The sequence below is a fragment of the Paraburkholderia sp. PGU19 genome (assembly GCF_013426915.1).
Taxonomy (GTDB): Bacteria; Pseudomonadota; Gammaproteobacteria; order Burkholderiales; family Burkholderiaceae; genus Paraburkholderia.
In genome coordinates this window covers 1,157,121-1,172,400 of record NZ_AP023181.1, presented here as the reverse complement: position 1 = coordinate 1,172,400, position 15,280 = coordinate 1,157,121, and the positions used below count along the sequence as shown (strand labels likewise).

Below are 15,280 nucleotides of genomic sequence, written 5' to 3'. Positions count from 1 at the left end.
GCGATGAGAAATCCACTGCGCAAACGGAACGGCTTCACGCTGATCGAGTTGCTGATCGTGCTATCGATCATCGCGTTGATGCTCACGCTAGCGCTGCCGCAGTATTTCCATTCGATCGATGCGTCGAAGGAGAAAATTCTCGCGGAGAATCTCCACGTGACTCGAGATGCAATCGACAAGTTCTACGGCGATCTCGGACGTTACCCCGATTCACTCGACGAGCTCGTCGACAAGCGCTATCTGCGCGCCCCGCCGTTCGATCCGGTCACGGACAGCGCGACCACCTGGCATATCGTGCCGCCCGATGAGCAATTTCCCGGCAAGGTCTACGACCTGCGGAGCGGTGCCGAAGGCACGACGCTGGACGGCCGGCCTTTCAATACGTTATGACGAAGCAGGAGGGGAAAGGGCGACGCCGGACACGCCTGACGCGGCGTTCGCGGCGAGGGCAACATGGGTTGGCGTATCTCGCGTTACTGATTGGCATCGCGATCATCGGCGTCGCGGCGGCGGGCACGATCCAGCTCGGGGCGCTTTATCAGCGACGTATGGCTGAAAAGGAACTGCTCTATATCGGCGATCAGTTTCAGCGGGCGCTGCTCAGTTACGCCGACAATTCTCCGGTCGGCCTGCCAACCCAGCCGCGCACGCTCGACGAACTCGTGCGCGATCCACGCTATCCGAATCCGATGCGCCATCTGCGCCGTGTCTACGCTGATCCGATGACGGGCAAGCCTGACTGGGTGTTGATTCTATCGCCGAATGGACAGACGATCGTCGGCATTCACAGCGCGTCGCACGAGCATCCGATCCAGCTTCGTCAGTTTCCTGAGCGGTTTCATGGCTTCGAGGACAAGCGCAGTTACACGCAATGGGTGTTCATCGCACGACGGCCGCAGCTGGCGCCCGGGCAGCGGCCGCCGAATTCGGAAGTCGGCGGGATACCGGTGTCAGTGCCGGTGTCGGGCGGCTCGCCACCGTTCCAGCTAGATGGTGACGGCGTGCAGCCGGGCAGTGGGGAGTCCGGTAATGCTGCGAGCCAGTGGAGCGGAGGATTTTCTAACAGCAATGGTTTTTCGAATGATGGAGGATTCTCGAATAACGGTGGCTTCTCGAATGGCAGTGGCTTCTCGACGAATAGGGGGGCATCGCCCGGAAGCGGCTCGTCGAACGGAACCGGCTTTTCAGATAGCGGGTTTTCGTCGGGTAACTGAAGAATGCATCGAGAGGAACGTCGCGGTTTCCCGTCGCGCTCGTACAGGTTCAAGTCCGCTTGCACAACGAATGCGTTTAGCTTAAATCTATGACGCTTTGAAATGGATTCGTGTCCTCGATTCAGTTGTCAGGACATTCACAGTGCTACCGCTATGATTGATGTTCTCTCACCTCAAACACCTCGAAGACACTGGCGTGGTCGGGCTACGGAGGGTCATTCAGGACATCGTCGATGCGAGACGCTTCAGCTGTGCTTTCAGGAACGTCGTCGGTGCAATCGTAGGTCAAGTGACAGTGGCCGTCGGTGAAGAGCCTCGGCACATTGATTTCATCGTGTTCGTGCAATTCGGCGTGTGTACGAGCAAGTGTGAGAACAAGGGAGCGATCGATGACGCAATGGTGCTTCGGTGCGCGTGGCAACTTGCTTCCGCGAGTCCATATCAAATCCAGGTCGCGAATCGTCTGCCTGAGTAGGGCGGCGTCGGCACATGTTTGATGCGGCGCTGCGTCGTCCCAGCCAGGGAACAGCTCCGCGAGAGGCTGAGGCAGGTATTCGATTGCGAGCAAATCTCTTGGCGAGTTAGATTGCTTCTGCTTCACAGGCGCTTCCATAGCACGCGAAAACTTCGGGCAGTTGTCGATCAGGCGGAGGTAGCGACCAAGTCGCCGTTCGAAGTATCGGGTCGAACCTGATTTTGACCGCGAGGTTTCGAACTCAGGATTGCCTTCCTATACCGTTGTGCCAACTGTCTTGCGCCATACGCGCGTTATGGCTGGACGCCATACAATGCGCAGCCGATGAAACCGGAGCATCGCAAGGCATTCACACGTCGCTACCTTGAGCGTTGTCGCGGCTAGTGACGCTGGCAAAGCGAGCAAACGGCTCCCGTTTCGCCTCACCTCTGCTCCGCAAGTGTGGGGAGCGTATAGGGAGAATCGAGGGCGTCCAGCGATTGACGCCTTCGCAGCGCGAGCGCCGTGACAGGTCCTAAATCGCCGACGCCAGATACCTGATTTTGCGGCGTTTTCGGCAGTCGCCCTCCTTGCGTGCACTCGAATTGACGCTATTAATTCGTAAACGGTGACGAATTCATTTTGATCTACGACACATTGGCCTCTAATCTGAAACCGTGTATTCATGCCGTACCATGTCCGCCGATTTGAACCGTGTCTGAGCCGTCCGAACTACTTGGCATGATCATCGACCTGTAGCAGCGTGCTCAGATAGGCAATGATCTGTCGCCGCTGCACGGGGTCGTCGACAGTAAAGTACATGGCGGTGCCAGGCGCTACCGCCTGCGGGTTTTGCAGCCAGAGGTTTAGACGTCCTGGCGTCCATACGCCTCCCAAGTGCTTCAGCGCGGGCGAATAATCGAAGCCTGGGACGCTAGCCACCGGCCGGCCGACCACCCCTCGATGTAGCGGCCCTGTACGATTGGCATCAACTGAATGGCACGCTCCGCATCTGGCTTCGTAAAGCAACTTGCCGACCATGACATCATTCGTCTGCGCCATCGCGCCGAATGCTGGAAGCGACAAGGCCGCTATAACTAGATGCATGCGAAGTGTACGCGTAGACACGAGCGGACGTTCAGAAAGCACTCTCATGTCAGCCAAATAAATAGGCTTTCATCGGAATCGGCACGGCCATCGCATTGTTCAACGTTGTCCAGTGCACGGATTCGTCCGCACAGAGTTGAGTGAACAGATGTGTCAGCTGGCGATTTCGCAGGGCGGCAACCTGACCCGCATAGGCGTTAGTCGCGCCTTGCTCTAATTTGGCTGCAAGGGCGACCACGTCACCCTCCGATTTTAGAGAGCCCAGATTCAGTTCCTGAGTGTACTGCGCATCGGACTTTGGCTTGACGGGTGAACCGCCGGCCTTCGCGATAAGCGCCTCAAGGGAGTCTCGATGCTGCTGATGATGCCCCATGAAAATCGTTGCGACCTTCAATGTACCCGGAGTCAGCAAGCCGCTCGCGCCTGCGAGACGATAGGCAGCTATGCCCTCGTGTTCAATGGCCAGTGCGCCCTGCATGATATTGACGTCCGGATCAACGTCGCCGTTCGCTTGCTTCGCGGCCCGGGCTGGGGATGCCACTGCGATAGCACCAAGATTGACGGCAACGAAACCAACTTTCCGGAGGAAGCTGCGCCGTTGGCTCTCGTCGTGATCAGCAACTCGTGAAATTTCTTCGAACATGAATCGGTATCCTGGGAATGAGATTTTTTTGACTTTGAAATAACACATGAATGCGGCACTGACGAGCGAGGCACTGTCACGCAGGGCAAGGATCGTCCCCCGTGTTGGACAGACCGCACCTGGCCGCGCGCTTGCCTCTTCCTACTGCACGCTTCGCGCACCCGTTATTCAGAATTAGCCCGCACCTTCCATGATGCGGAAGTCACGGACCGGGTTTGAACCCAATGCGTCAATCGCCTTCGTGTACTCGCTTGAACGTCGAAGTTCCTTGGCGCTTGCAGGCCAGGGAATTCCACGACGACAGTGAGTTTGTTTTCTCCGGCTTCAACGACCTCCGGTGCCGGGCTCGCTAGACGGATTTCTCCGCCGACAGCTATCACGAGGGGAACTGCGATCGCGCCGATGCATCGATAGATTCTTTGTAACTATCACCCCGATATTGGACGACCCAGTACCTTTTTTCATGACCTTACTCCGTATATGCAGACAAGGACATCGTCTACTGCTGCTGACGACCGCAGACATACAAGACTGGACTCTTGTCCAGAAGACCCTGCAATCCGAAGACAGCGACCGACGTCTTCAATAAAGTGTATTAGCGGTGCTCCGACTTTTCAACGTCGCACTAGTATCGGCGATCATACGTACGTATATGGCGGCACTGCACTGTGAAGCCGGGTCGGGGGTTCACAACCGCTGGTTCGTCAAATGCTGACCGATCGCTCGAAGCTCAGGCATCGCGAACCCGGCGCCGGCACCAGCATAAGGGCTTGAAAATTGCGGGAATGAAAAGTTCACTGACCGGCGGCCAAAACGGCGACTTGTACAAATAGCAAACGCGTCAAAGCAGCATCAAACAACCTAACATCGTCGGATACAGGGGTGAGCCCGAAGTCGTGAGTCCCGTAATGAGATCCGCCCGTTTCTCAGTGGTTGTCGCACTGACCGGGATGAGCAGATCGCGGATTCGGCTGGTTCGGTCATAGCGGCCCACAGTACCGCTGCCATAAGCCGCGCTGTATTGCAGGGCGGCGAAGATGGACGTGGCATTGCCTGTAATGGCGCTGCCCTGGAATTCGCCGTGTCCCCCTATGGAAGCGATACTTTGACCGTTCGCGTATATAGCAACGCCGCCCTCATTTTCGTCCCACATGGAAGCCGTATAGATGATGCCCTCGGGCGCTACCCACATGGAACGCGCAACGCTACCCCACCCGAGTTGAATTGGTCCCGAATGTGTTTGCCAACCAGTCGGTCGTATACGCCGCCAGACAATTTTGCGAGGTTGCGGCGATCAGTGTTGCGGTGAGACAAATGACGAAGCTTCGTTTATTTTTCATTAGATGTGCTTTTCGTCTGCCCGTCCGGGTGAGGCACTCGAGTTTGATGAATCGCCCGAGATCCATCCAAAGGAGCGGTGCAGACGAGAGAAATTCACGTGAACGGCGCGACGGTTTTGACCTGGAGTGAATGTGTAATCTGACGCGTGTCGCGCGCCCGGTCGTCCTGCCTGACATCACCGGGCCTCACCATTACCGCCCGGCAAGATGCCAAAGCGCTGCGCGACACGGTCGCTCGTGCGTCCCTTCATGCTCAGCCGTATGCGTGCCCCCGACTTGCAGATCTGAAATGGATATCGGCGGAAACAATAAAGACTTGAAGTGATATGCTGCCTTTTCTTTCGGCCTCTCGACAGGGTGGCATCGGAGTTCGGACTCTGCCCGACGAGCACTCCTGGTTTCTTGCAGAACTGCCTGGACGGCATGATCGATCTGCGGCACCTGCTCGTTGTACGGGCGGGGTGCATGGCGCGGAGCACCCGGTCAACCGCATTGAGCAACTGCTCCCGTGGAAGGTCGGTTGGTCACTATGAGCAGCGGAAGCAGGAGACAGCGATGTTAGGACCAAAATCACGAGGTCACTGGAGCACACATCTCCAGGCTCCGAATTGCGGTTACAAGTACAAGTGCCTGACAGCGGGGGACCGCCACACCGTCGTACAGCCGTTCACCGACTTCGACGGCGATGTACATTCGCCTGGAGAGACGTGGACATTCTTGGGATATGCGTTCGCGCCACATGACGACGGACTCTCGCTCTTCGTATCGCTCAACCTCGCGGACGAATGGCACATCCGCTTGGGCGTCGATGAGCCACCGAATGTCGCCTCTCAGATCGAGAACTTCGTCAAGACGGCATCGAGCTGACGCTTACGCTAAAGCCGCGCTAGCGACTTCGCCAAACGGTGTTGGGTGCATCAGTATGGCGCGCCGCAAAACGCGATCAAGACAACCAGAATCGAAGCGGAAAGAGCACGTAGCTTTGCCCCTACTTGAAAGCTGATCGCATACGGACGGCGCTTCGGTACACCGCATCTGGCGATGGCCCAACTGCCGTTGAACTTCGGACGACTCGACCGTCGGCAATGTGTCGGCTACGGAAATTCGTGGCTGACGAGAGTAAGGGCGCCGGACGACCAACGTGGATTTCCGGGTCCGGCCACTTTCAGCCATTCGCTTGAGCGCTTCGGTGGACACTCAAACGTCAGGTCAACTCGGATAGCGGACCCTCGCCGCTTGACGTTCACCCGTCCTTCAGACGTCACCGTTTCAATAGTGCTTTGCAGAAGTGTCGAGGTTCCAAAAATCGCTAACTAAACCGATCGATTGGAATATCTCGAGCGCTTGAGCGGGTGTCCATTTCTCCCAGTCTGCATCGGCATGATGCGAATACCAACGTCGCGCAAGTTCACCCAATAGCGTAATCGGCATGACTTCGCCTAACGGCAGCCGATGCCGTTTGGCCCAATCAGCCACATCTTCCGGAGACCGGAACGGAAGCACGCGAGCACAAAAATGATGGACGTTGTCCCAAGCCTTACGTGGAGGGTCCGCAAAGTGAACGAACAAACCGGCTTGTTCCGGAACACCGTCCACGACATCAATTTGCACCGGTTCCTTTTCGGCACCGATTCGCGTATGTATAGTCAGTTCGCCCTTTATTAGCGCTGCGATACCCAGCGCGCACCACATGCATGGCGCCCACCATCCTGATGTCGCAGCCTGAACCCAGGTGTGGGTCGGCGACGACGAAAACGGATGAACCACCCACAGTTCGCATCGGCCTGGGTGAAGCACAATGCCATGAGAGGTGCCAAGGCGCACAAGCCCGCTTTCGACTTCATCCAAACTAGCCGCCAGCTTCTGTGCCAGCTCCTCGTTGGTCGGGGCATGACCTTTCTGGATGAAAGTCATCACGATGTGATGATGCAGTAGAGAATCGAACCGTTGCTGGTTCATGTTCTTTGCGGCAATGCCGTCCCGTTTGCAGGTTTCGGAGATGCCCAAATACTGACGGCGCGGCGATCATAGCGTCATCAGCGCAGAGGCCGCTGGTGGCCCGCGGGAGCACCATCGAAGCGGGCTATTCGGCAGTGCCGCTGACACATGAGGAGTGACGTGCCTTGAATTATGTACGGTTTCCGGCGCACCGCAAGGCGGATTCACGGATATTGATTGAGGTGTGAATGTTGGGAAAGCATCTTGTAGCCGCTTCACCAACGCAGCTTTCCGAGTGTCAGCAATGACTCGCGGGCCAATTCGAGGGGCGAGTGTCCGTTGTGCCTCGCAAGCAGTCATCGCGGTCGCGCAAGCCCGAACGTCGGCTGAGGGTCGCGAGTGCTTATTCACTCGCATCGGCGTCTGACATTCGACGCTACAACCGCGCGATCGGCGGCAAAGCGCCTATTAGCTGCCTGACAGTGGCCGACACTCCAACGTCGGCAATGGCCGTCGATTTGCTTGCATCGGGCAACCGGCAGGTTCCATCGAATTGAACCGGCCATTGGAATGACGGCGTTCAAATTTCCGGGAGCGGCAACTATTGACCGATAGCACCAACTCGAGAATGCTCCGCGGAGCAATCGTTGGAATCTTCAATGGCGACTCACTGGCCGCTGATGTGAACGGGTACTACCGGCGTGCCTGGGACGACCGGTCCTGACGCTTGTGCGGCGTCCGCGGGTACGTCGCGTACGTCCGGCGTGACGGCAACGAGAGTGCCCCATCGTTCCATTCGAGCGGCACGTTCGTGCGCCAGCCGTCGGGCAGCAGTGCGTGCGCCGCGAAAATCGCCTTCGTTTGTGGTCGACCCGGCGTATCACGCAGCGCGCTCACGACCGTGACAACACCGCTTGCAGGAACGAACGCGTGCGAGGCTGCGTCGGCGTCGAAAAGATCTGCGCGGGCGGACCGGCCTCGACGATCTCTCCGCCGTCCATCACGACGACGACATCGGCGACCTCTTTCGCGAAGCCCATTTCGTGCGTGACGACGAGCATCGTCATGCCTTCGGCCGCGAGCAACTTCATCACCTGCAGCACTTCGCCGACGAGTTCGGGATCGAGCGCGGACGTGGGTTCGTCGAACAGCATGACGCGCGGCTGCATCGCCAGCGCACGGGCGATCGCGACGCGCTGTTTCTGCCCGCCCGACAGGCTGGCGGGCATCGCGTGCGCCTTGTGTTCGAGGCCAACCTTCTTGAGCAGCGTAAGCGCAGCCGCTTCGGCATCGGCTTTCGACGCGTCGCGCAGCATGCGTGGTCCGACGGTGATGTTGTGCAACACCGAAAGATGCGGAAACAGGTTGAACGACTGAAACACCATGCCCACTTCGGTACGCAGCGCGTTGAGTGCGCGCTCCTTGAGCATCGTGCCGTGATCGACGAGGCGACGCCCGCAGATATCGATGGTGCCGCGCTCCGGCCGCTCCAGACCGTTGCAGCAGCGCAGGAACGTGCTTTTGCCGGAACCGCTCGGCCCGATCACGACTACGACCTGGCTCGGCTGGATATCGAAGTCAATGCCGTTCAATACGCGGTGCGTCCCGAACGATTTCGTGAGTTCGCGAATACTGATGATAGGTTGATCGCTGCTCATTGGACCATGCCTCCTACGCGCAGCCTGCGCTCGACACGATGAAGAATGTAGTTGGTCGTCTGCGTGAGCACGAGATAGACGAGCGCGATGACGAGATACACCTCCAGCGACCGGTACGACACGCTGATGATTTTCTGTCCTTCATGCATCAGATCGTCGATAGTCAACAGCGAGACCAGCGCCGAGTTCTTGATCAACGCGATGAATTCGTTGCCAAGCGGCGGAATCATGCGCACGATGGCCTGAGGAAGAATGATCGCGCGCATCGCCTGTCCCGCCGACATGCCGATAGAGCGTGCCGCTTCCATTTGCCCGCGATCCACCGACTGAATCGCGCCCCGCACGATCTCCGACACGTAAGCCGCCGAATACAGCCCGAGCCCGAGCATGCCGCATACAAAGGCGGGCAGCAGAATGTTGAACTGTGGCAAGCCGAAGAACAGCAGAAACAGTTGCACGAGCAGCGGCGTGCCGCGGAAGAAGATCAGATAGCCGGTGCAGAAGCCGTAGACGAAACGCCGCCGCGGCGAAAGCCGGCCGATGCCGATCAGGAGCCCGAGCAGGCATGAGAGCACGAGCGCGGCGGCCGTCACTTCCACCGTGACCAGCGCGCCATACGCGATATCGGCCCAACCGGCGATGGCCGGTGTGAAGTCGAGTTGCATGAGTCAGATTCGCCGGATTACTTCGCGGTTGCAGTAGTGCCGGCGCTCGCGCTGAACCACTTCTTCACGATCGCGTCGTACGTGCCGTCCGCCTTGATCTTTGCGAGTGCGGCGTTCATCTGATCGCGCAATTGCGGCTCGTCCTTGCGCACGGCAATGCCGTACGCTTCTGTCGTCAGTTCCTTGTCGAGCACGCGGAAACCGGGGCGTGTGCGCACGAACTGCCAGGCAGCCGGCTTGCCCGTCACAGCAGCATCTGCGCGGCCGATGCCGACCAGGTCGAACATCTCCTGGTTCTTTTCGACTTCCACACGCTGCACTTGCGGATAGTTGTCGCGCAGGAAGTTGACCGACTTCGTGCCGACCTGCACGGTCACTTTCTTGCCGTTAAGATCGGAGAGCGTCTTGATCGGCGAATCTGCCTTGACGAGTGCAGACAGGCCGCCCGCGAAGTAGGATTGGGTGAAGTCGACGACCTGCGCGCGCTCCGGCGTGATGTAGATGCCCGAGATCGCCGCATCGAAGCGATGCGCGATCAAGCCCGGAATTAACCCTTTGAAGTCGATGTCGGTCCACTGGATCTGCTTGCCCATCGCCTTGGCGAGGGCATTCATGATGTCGATGTCGAAGCCGGTGCGCTGGCCCTTGTCGACGAATTCCATCGGCGGGAAGGTGGCATCGGTCGCGATGTTGAGCAGGTTCGAGTCTTGCGCGGCAGCCGTGCCGGGCAGACCAGCGACCACCATCGCGATGCCGAGGCTCGCGGCGGAAAGGATGTTCTTCAGTTTCATCGTGTGGGCTCCAGGTGTGTGGTCAGTCGTTGAGTTCGATTCAGGCGGCTTGCAAGCGGGCAGAAATTGTGTTGGCGATGCGCACGGTCCAGTCGGCGAGTTGCTGTTCGCGGCCCGCGGCACGCGAGGATGGCGCCATCAGCGTGATCGATGCGCTCGCGCCAGCGCCGCGCGATACACGTCGGAACACGGGCGCGCTGACACCCCACACGCCCGGATCGACTTCGCTGTCGCTCACCGCGTAGCCGCGCGCGCGGATGCCTTCCAGCTCCGCCTCCAGGGCGGCGCGTGCGGGTCATCGTCGGCGAACTGGCGCTCAAATGTCTCGGCGCGTGGCTTGTCGGCCATGAACGCAAGCAGCGACTTCGCGGATGCCCCCGCGCGCAACGGTACCGCGCGGCCTTTCTCGAACGAGCAGCGTAGCGAATGGGTGCTCTCGATCATTTCGAGGCAAATCACCTGATCGTTCACGGCGACGATAAGTCCGACGCTTTCCTGCGTCGTGCGCGAGAGTTGCATCATGCCGTCGCGGCTCGCTTCGACCAGCATCGAATTGATGTCGAAGCCGAGCGCAAGCTGAAGACTGACGGGACCGGGCGCATAGAAACCAGCATCCTCGGTGACAAAGCCCCAACGCTTGAGCAGCGCCACTTGCCGGTACAGCGTGCTTTGCGCGAGACCTGTCGCGCCGAGCATGTCCTTTATGGACATGGCGTTGCCGTGGCTGGCGAGCGCGGTCAGCACGAGCAGCAGGCGCTCGGCGCCGGTGACGCCTGTTTCCTGTTTCACTGTGATTCCTGGGCGGGAAGAGAGCGGTAACGATGACCAGCAGAATGCCACGCTGCTCCCGCTGGACAATAATGTGATTCCCATCGGTTGGGAATTAGGGATGAGGATTTTCCCGCGATCACCCGGGCGTGCCAGGGATGACACTTGAGCGGAACGGGGTCTCGGCTTGATTGGACTAACTCGTATGGGTGTTCAGCAGATTAATCGGCCAATGCAGTGAACTGGCTGCGTGACGGCTTGATGAGTTCATGACCTGGTCGAAAGCGAAAGCTCATCCGAGTCGGCACCTGGCGTCAAACACTGAATCGGGTCCGGCCTATGGTTGACTAATACACTGACCTGTAAATGTTGAAGTCGCGCAACGTGCTGATATTTGTACACATCTGACAGATTCGCTCCGGAATTGACTTTAACAGGAAGAAGGGGTCAAAGATGGGCCGCGGGAAAAGGAAGTCGTCTGTTCGTGACGTACTGCTGGATGCGCCGTGGTGGGTTTCGGCTCTGCTGGCGTTGGCGAGCTACATCGTCTTCCACGCCGTTGTCCCGGCAGCTATGGCTCGGAATCCTTTTATGCGCGGCGTGGCCACGATGAGTCGGTCCCTTGCATGGGCTCCAGCAACGATGTTTGCCGTTCTTGGATTGCTGACCTACCTGCGTGCCCGGAAGCGGCAGGCGGCGCCCGATTCTGGGTCGGGCACGGCATGGCCCTTGCGCAAGGAACCCACTCTCCGCGTTGATCGCACCAACTCACCCTTCGTGCAGGTCATGCCGGATCTGGCAGGCCAGATCGACGAAGCCACCTCGGCGTCGCATGCGAAGCCCACGGAATGGACCATCGATGCAATCAGGCAACTTGAATGGAAGAGATTCGAGATGCTGTGCGTCTGCTACTACGAGGCCATGGGCTTCACCGTCAAGACGGTGCCGTATTGCTGATGGCGGTATTGACGCCACGCTATACAAGGATGGGCGGGAAGCTCCGATTGCAGTCGTCCAGTGCAAAGCATGGCGGACCCCTGTGAAGGTGGAACCAGTGCGGGCACTCGGCGGCGTCATGCACTCGAAAAAGGTGAAGCGCGGCGTCTTTTGGTCACTAGCAGGTTCATCGGCCAGCCAGTTCGGGACTATGCCTTTCAGGCTGACATTCTATTGGTGGACGGCGCAGGCATTGTCGAACGTATTCGTGCCTTGGAAGCCGTCAAACAGGCAAGGCTGCTTGCGCTGGCGTTCGAAGGCGACTATCAGACGCCAACTTGTGCGGCCTGTGGCGTGAAGATGGTAGAACGACAGGGGAAGGGCGGATCGTGTCGCAACTATCCCAAATTTAAAGTCATTATGGCGCGTGCGGCGCAAGTTCTAGATGAGAGGCGGATTTAGTTCGCCGGGTGTCCGATGGTTGAAATCCTGCGTCAGGGTTCGCTTAGACTTTGCTTCCGGCAGATTGGTTCATGATTCTCATCACTCATATTTCGTCACTGATCCTCTTCCCGCTCAGTCGTTCAACTCGAAATCTAATCGCTTTGAGCTTTAGCTCGACAGATTTCTCCTCACTGCTAAAGCATTTCAACGCCCCGAGTGTCGGGAACTGAGAGGCACTTGTGCAAGTGGTGACGATGATCCTCGCCGCCGATGAAATGTGCGCGCGTACTTTTATGTGTTCTCCGGACATGAGCGAAAGCTGTTGTTCTCGAACGGCCTCTCCCGTTAAGGGTTAATCGACGCCCGCCCGTAGGCGCCGACGCACGGCAACAGCAATATGAATGAGGGCAGGCATCGAACTACGCTAATCGATCTCACCCACGGGTCAGGATGGTAGTTGCCGTCAGATGAGACTACGTGACCAATGACTGGTCTGCGTGGGATGCTGTTGAAAAAGTCGCTGCTCGGTGTTCCCGATCCGCTAACGAAAAAATCGACCTCTCAGAGCGGACTACAAACCGCTCACGAATGTCAGTTGAGGGTAAGAAGACCCCCGAAAACCTTGCATGAAAGACAGTCACTGACTTTTTCAACAACATCCATGGTTGAACGGCCACTGCGCGTCGTTCGTTCAACGCCCGCTCTGGCCGACATTTACCTGTAGGTCGTCGGGCAGCCTTCTGTAGGTGACCATTCGTCTAGGTGAAAGCATCGTTGGACCGCTGAAAGGCAACACATGGCCGGGCCGGGTGCGAACTTAGGCCAAATACGGCCGGAGCGGGCGTCGAGGTCGGATACCACAATTGAACTCCCATTATCCCTTTGGGAGATTGCGATGAAGACCGAACAATCCCGTGAGGCATGGAACAAGGGCAAGCTGGTCGGCCAGAAGCCGCCGCTAAGGCCGAAAGACGTCTGGGCCATCCGGATCTACCTTCAGAACGCTCATGCTGTCCGCGATCTTGCCTTGTTCAACCTTGCATCGACAGCAAACTGCGTGGTTGTGATCTTGTCAGTCTGAGAGTGCGCGATATCACGCATGGCAATCAGGTCCTGCCACGGGCGCAAGTCATCCAGCGAAAGACGCAGCGACCTGTCCAGTTTGAACTGACCGAGTCGACCCGGAAGGCGGTCGGCGCGTGGCTTGAGAAGGCCGCCCTGAGGTCGGAGCAGTACCTCTTCCCAAGTCGGCTATTGGCGTCCCCGCATCTTTCAACCCGGCAATATGCCCGGATGATACGTCGATGGGCGGATGCAGCGGCGCTTGATCCAACAGCGTACGGCACGTATTCGATGCGCCGCTATCGAAGGCAACCCTGATTTACAAGCGCACGAAAAACCTCCGGGCAGTGCAGTTGCTGCTCGGCCATAGCAAGATTGAAAGCACAATCCGCTACCTTGGCGTCGAAGTCGACGACGCGCTTGAGATTTCGGAGCAGACTGAAATCTAGCGCAGCTGGTTCTGGCCGCGCGAAACGATGATACGTCGGGATTCGTGCGGCCGCTCTCCCGCGCGGTTCTCCTGGGACAAAACCGGCGGACTTGTGCCGGCGTTGCTGCTGCAGTACAACCATCTTCGAGGCGCGGTTTGGTCCGGAAAGCTGCCGGACAGCCTATGCGTTCGACTCGGCCATACCCGTCATTCGGGTATTCATCCTAGTAAGTCAGCTGTGAGTCGCTTTGCTGACCTTCGCATATCGGCGGTCGCGAATGACTAATGCACCGAAACTGAATGCGAACTTACGACCCTTCTCGGACAGCCACATTCCCCCGGTCGAACGGCCGCTTTTAGACCCGTATGGAGCGTTCGCCGGCATGTCCTGGCGGTCAGATATGCTTGACTCGGATGACATTCGCAAAGCACGTTTCGCCCTGTTTGAAACAAGGCGGCCCGGGGTCGCCGGTTTAATGTAAGGCGCCTGCTGCCTCTCCCGTTCCCACGCGGCCACGCATCGAAAGCTGGATCGCGTATATGCCTACCAGCGAAACACATGCGGGCACGGCCGCGGCCACGAAAAGCGACGACGACGACCACTGCAGATGCATCAGCGTGCCGCCGAGCACCGGACCGACAACCGATCCGATTCGCCCGATCCCCAGACTCCAGCCGATGCCGGTCGATCGCAAAGCCGTTGGGTAGTAGGTGGCGGCGAGCGCATTGAGTGCAGGCTGCCCGCCGATGATCGAAAAGCCGGTCAGGAAGATCGACAGGAACAACGCACCAACGGAAACAAGCACGGTCGGATTTCCGATCGCGGCTATCGTCAAGATCGCAAGCATGAAGGTCGTGATAAGAACACGCGTGAAGCCGATGCGATCGATGATGCGGCCCAGTGCGAGCGTGCCGATCACACCGCCACTCCAAAGGGCTGTACCTGCGTAGACCGCAGTCGACGTCGTATAGCCCGCTTCGCGCACCACCGTCGGCAGCCAGTTCGACAGAAAATACATGTCGAGCAGATTGGCAAAATTGACGACCCACAGCAGTAACGTCACGCGCGTTCTCCCCTCCTTGAACAATTCTACGAACGGTACGCCGCGCGGTTTCTCTTCAGCGACCTCGAACACGTGACCTGCGGGAATGGCTACGGCCGGTGCAATCCGCGCGAGGCTTCGGCGAATACGCTCAGCGTCGCTCTTACGGAAAATCAGGAACTGGATCGACTCCGGCAGCGCCAGCCACATCAGCATGCCCAGCACGAACGGGATTGCACCGCCGACGAAGAACACCGCGCGCCAGCCGAAATGCGGGATCAACGACGCTGTGATGAGCCCCCCTATGACACCGCCGATCGTGAAGCCACACGACACGATCATCATCAGCGTCACGCGGAGCCGGCGCGGACTGTATTCTCCGGCCAGCGCCATCGCATTCGGCATGATGCAGCCAAGCCCCAGACCTGCGGCAAAGCGCCAGCCGACCAGTTGCGCGATCGAATGCGAAAATCCCGTCGCGAACATGCAGATCGAGAAGAAGAATGTGGCCGCAATCAGCACAGGTCGGCGCCCGACCCGATCCGCAAGCGTGCTGAACGCGAGGGAGCCCACCAGCATGCCAAACAGCCCGGCGCCAAACACGGGCGACAATGTCTCCTTGGCAATTCCCCACTCGCGAATCACAACGGGTGCGACGTAACCCATCGCCTGGACGTCGAATCCGTCCATGACAAGGCATAACGCACAGAGCGTCACGATCATTAGCTGATAGATGCCGAAGCGACCGTCGTCGATCAACGCGCTGACGTTAAGTTTGTTGCTCATG

General features: G+C 58.5%; 13 protein-coding genes and 3 pseudogenes. 6 read left to right on the top strand and 10 right to left on the bottom strand.

Translation table 11 applies throughout. From position 1 onward, the window contains the following. Positions 1 to 3 precede the first annotated feature (3 nt). Positions 4 to 390, top strand: a complete 387-nt coding sequence (locus H1204_RS35080; RefSeq protein WP_180735071.1) for a type II secretion system protein — start codon at positions 4 to 6, stop codon at positions 388 to 390. Positions 391 to 458: 68 nt separating this feature from the next. Then, the gene (locus H1204_RS35075) at positions 459 to 1,214 is read left to right on the top strand and encodes a type II secretion system protein (RefSeq protein WP_180735070.1); all 756 of its coding nucleotides are present in this window, start codon (positions 459 to 461) and stop codon (positions 1,212 to 1,214) included. 205 nt (positions 1,215 to 1,419) lie between these two features. On the opposite strand, the gene H1204_RS35070 is transcribed toward H1204_RS35075, so the two are convergent. The 4 genes and pseudogenes from H1204_RS35070 to H1204_RS35055 all read right to left on the bottom strand — a co-directional run. After that, entirely contained in the window at positions 1,420 to 1,815 is a 396-nt protein-coding gene (locus tag H1204_RS35070; RefSeq protein ID WP_180735069.1) for a hypothetical protein, read from the bottom strand. A gap of 585 nt (positions 1,816 to 2,400) precedes the next feature. Beyond that, the gene (locus H1204_RS35065) at positions 2,401 to 2,730 is read right to left on the bottom strand and encodes a c-type cytochrome (RefSeq protein ID WP_243468961.1); all 330 of its coding nucleotides are present in this window, start codon (positions 2,728 to 2,730) and stop codon (positions 2,401 to 2,403) included. A 94-nt stretch (positions 2,731 to 2,824) separates the two neighbouring features. Then, positions 2,825 to 3,418, bottom strand: coding sequence for a DUF4439 domain-containing protein (locus H1204_RS35060; protein WP_180735067.1), 594 nt, complete (start codon positions 3,416 to 3,418; stop codon positions 2,825 to 2,827). An 868-nt stretch (positions 3,419 to 4,286) separates the two neighbouring features. After that, a pseudogene (locus tag H1204_RS35055) lies at positions 4,287 to 4,758 on the bottom strand (SMP-30/gluconolaconase/LRE-like region family protein); the annotation flags it as partial. Between the two features lie 555 nt (positions 4,759 to 5,313). Between H1204_RS35055 and H1204_RS35050 the strand changes: the two are divergent. Continuing rightward, positions 5,314 to 5,625 (top strand): DUF3601 domain-containing protein, encoded by a 312-nt coding sequence (locus H1204_RS35050; protein ID WP_180735066.1) that lies wholly within the window; start codon positions 5,314 to 5,316, stop codon positions 5,623 to 5,625. Between the two features lie 402 nt (positions 5,626 to 6,027). Here H1204_RS35050 and merB read toward each other — a convergent pair whose 3' ends face one another. The 5 genes and pseudogenes from merB to H1204_RS35025 form a co-directional block, all read right to left on the bottom strand. After that, a complete protein-coding gene (merB, locus tag H1204_RS35045) occupies positions 6,028 to 6,717 on the bottom strand; it encodes an organomercurial lyase (RefSeq protein ID WP_180735065.1) in 690 nt (229 codons plus the stop codon). Positions 6,718 to 7,589: 872 nt separating this feature from the next. Continuing rightward, positions 7,590 to 8,354 (bottom strand): amino acid ABC transporter ATP-binding protein, encoded by a 765-nt coding sequence (locus H1204_RS35040; protein ID WP_180735064.1) that lies wholly within the window; start codon positions 8,352 to 8,354, stop codon positions 7,590 to 7,592. Continuing rightward, positions 8,351 to 9,019 (bottom strand): amino acid ABC transporter permease, encoded by a 669-nt coding sequence (locus tag H1204_RS35035; protein WP_180735063.1) that lies wholly within the window; start codon positions 9,017 to 9,019, stop codon positions 8,351 to 8,353. The genes H1204_RS35040 and H1204_RS35035 overlap by 4 nt, the downstream gene beginning before the upstream one ends. Before the next feature lie 17 nt (positions 9,020 to 9,036). Next, positions 9,037 to 9,810, bottom strand: coding sequence for a transporter substrate-binding domain-containing protein (locus H1204_RS35030; RefSeq protein ID WP_180735062.1), 774 nt, complete (start codon positions 9,808 to 9,810; stop codon positions 9,037 to 9,039). Between the two features lie 40 nt (positions 9,811 to 9,850). After that, a pseudogene (locus H1204_RS35025) lies at positions 9,851 to 10,599 on the bottom strand (IclR family transcriptional regulator). Between the two features lie 432 nt (positions 10,600 to 11,031). On the opposite strand from H1204_RS35025, the gene H1204_RS51760 reads away from it, so the two are divergent. The 3 genes and pseudogenes from H1204_RS51760 to H1204_RS35015 all read left to right on the top strand — a co-directional run bounded on the left by H1204_RS51760 (position 11,032) and on the right by H1204_RS35015 (position 13,469). Next, positions 11,032 to 11,535, top strand: a complete 504-nt coding sequence (locus tag H1204_RS51760) for a restriction endonuclease (RefSeq protein ID WP_243468997.1) — start codon at positions 11,032 to 11,034, stop codon at positions 11,533 to 11,535. After that, the gene (locus tag H1204_RS51755; protein WP_243468960.1) at positions 11,438 to 11,872 is read left to right on the top strand and encodes a restriction endonuclease; all 435 of its coding nucleotides are present in this window, start codon (positions 11,438 to 11,440) and stop codon (positions 11,870 to 11,872) included. The genes H1204_RS51760 and H1204_RS51755 overlap by 98 nt, the downstream gene beginning before the upstream one ends. Before the next feature lie 981 nt (positions 11,873 to 12,853). Then, positions 12,854 to 13,469, top strand: a pseudogene (locus tag H1204_RS35015) (tyrosine-type recombinase/integrase). Between the two features lie 454 nt (positions 13,470 to 13,923). Here H1204_RS35015 and H1204_RS35010 read toward each other — a convergent pair. After that, positions 13,924 to 15,279 (bottom strand): MFS transporter, encoded by a 1,356-nt coding sequence (locus H1204_RS35010; protein WP_180735061.1) that lies wholly within the window; start codon positions 15,277 to 15,279, stop codon positions 13,924 to 13,926. Between the last annotated feature and the right edge of the window lies 1 nt (position 15,280).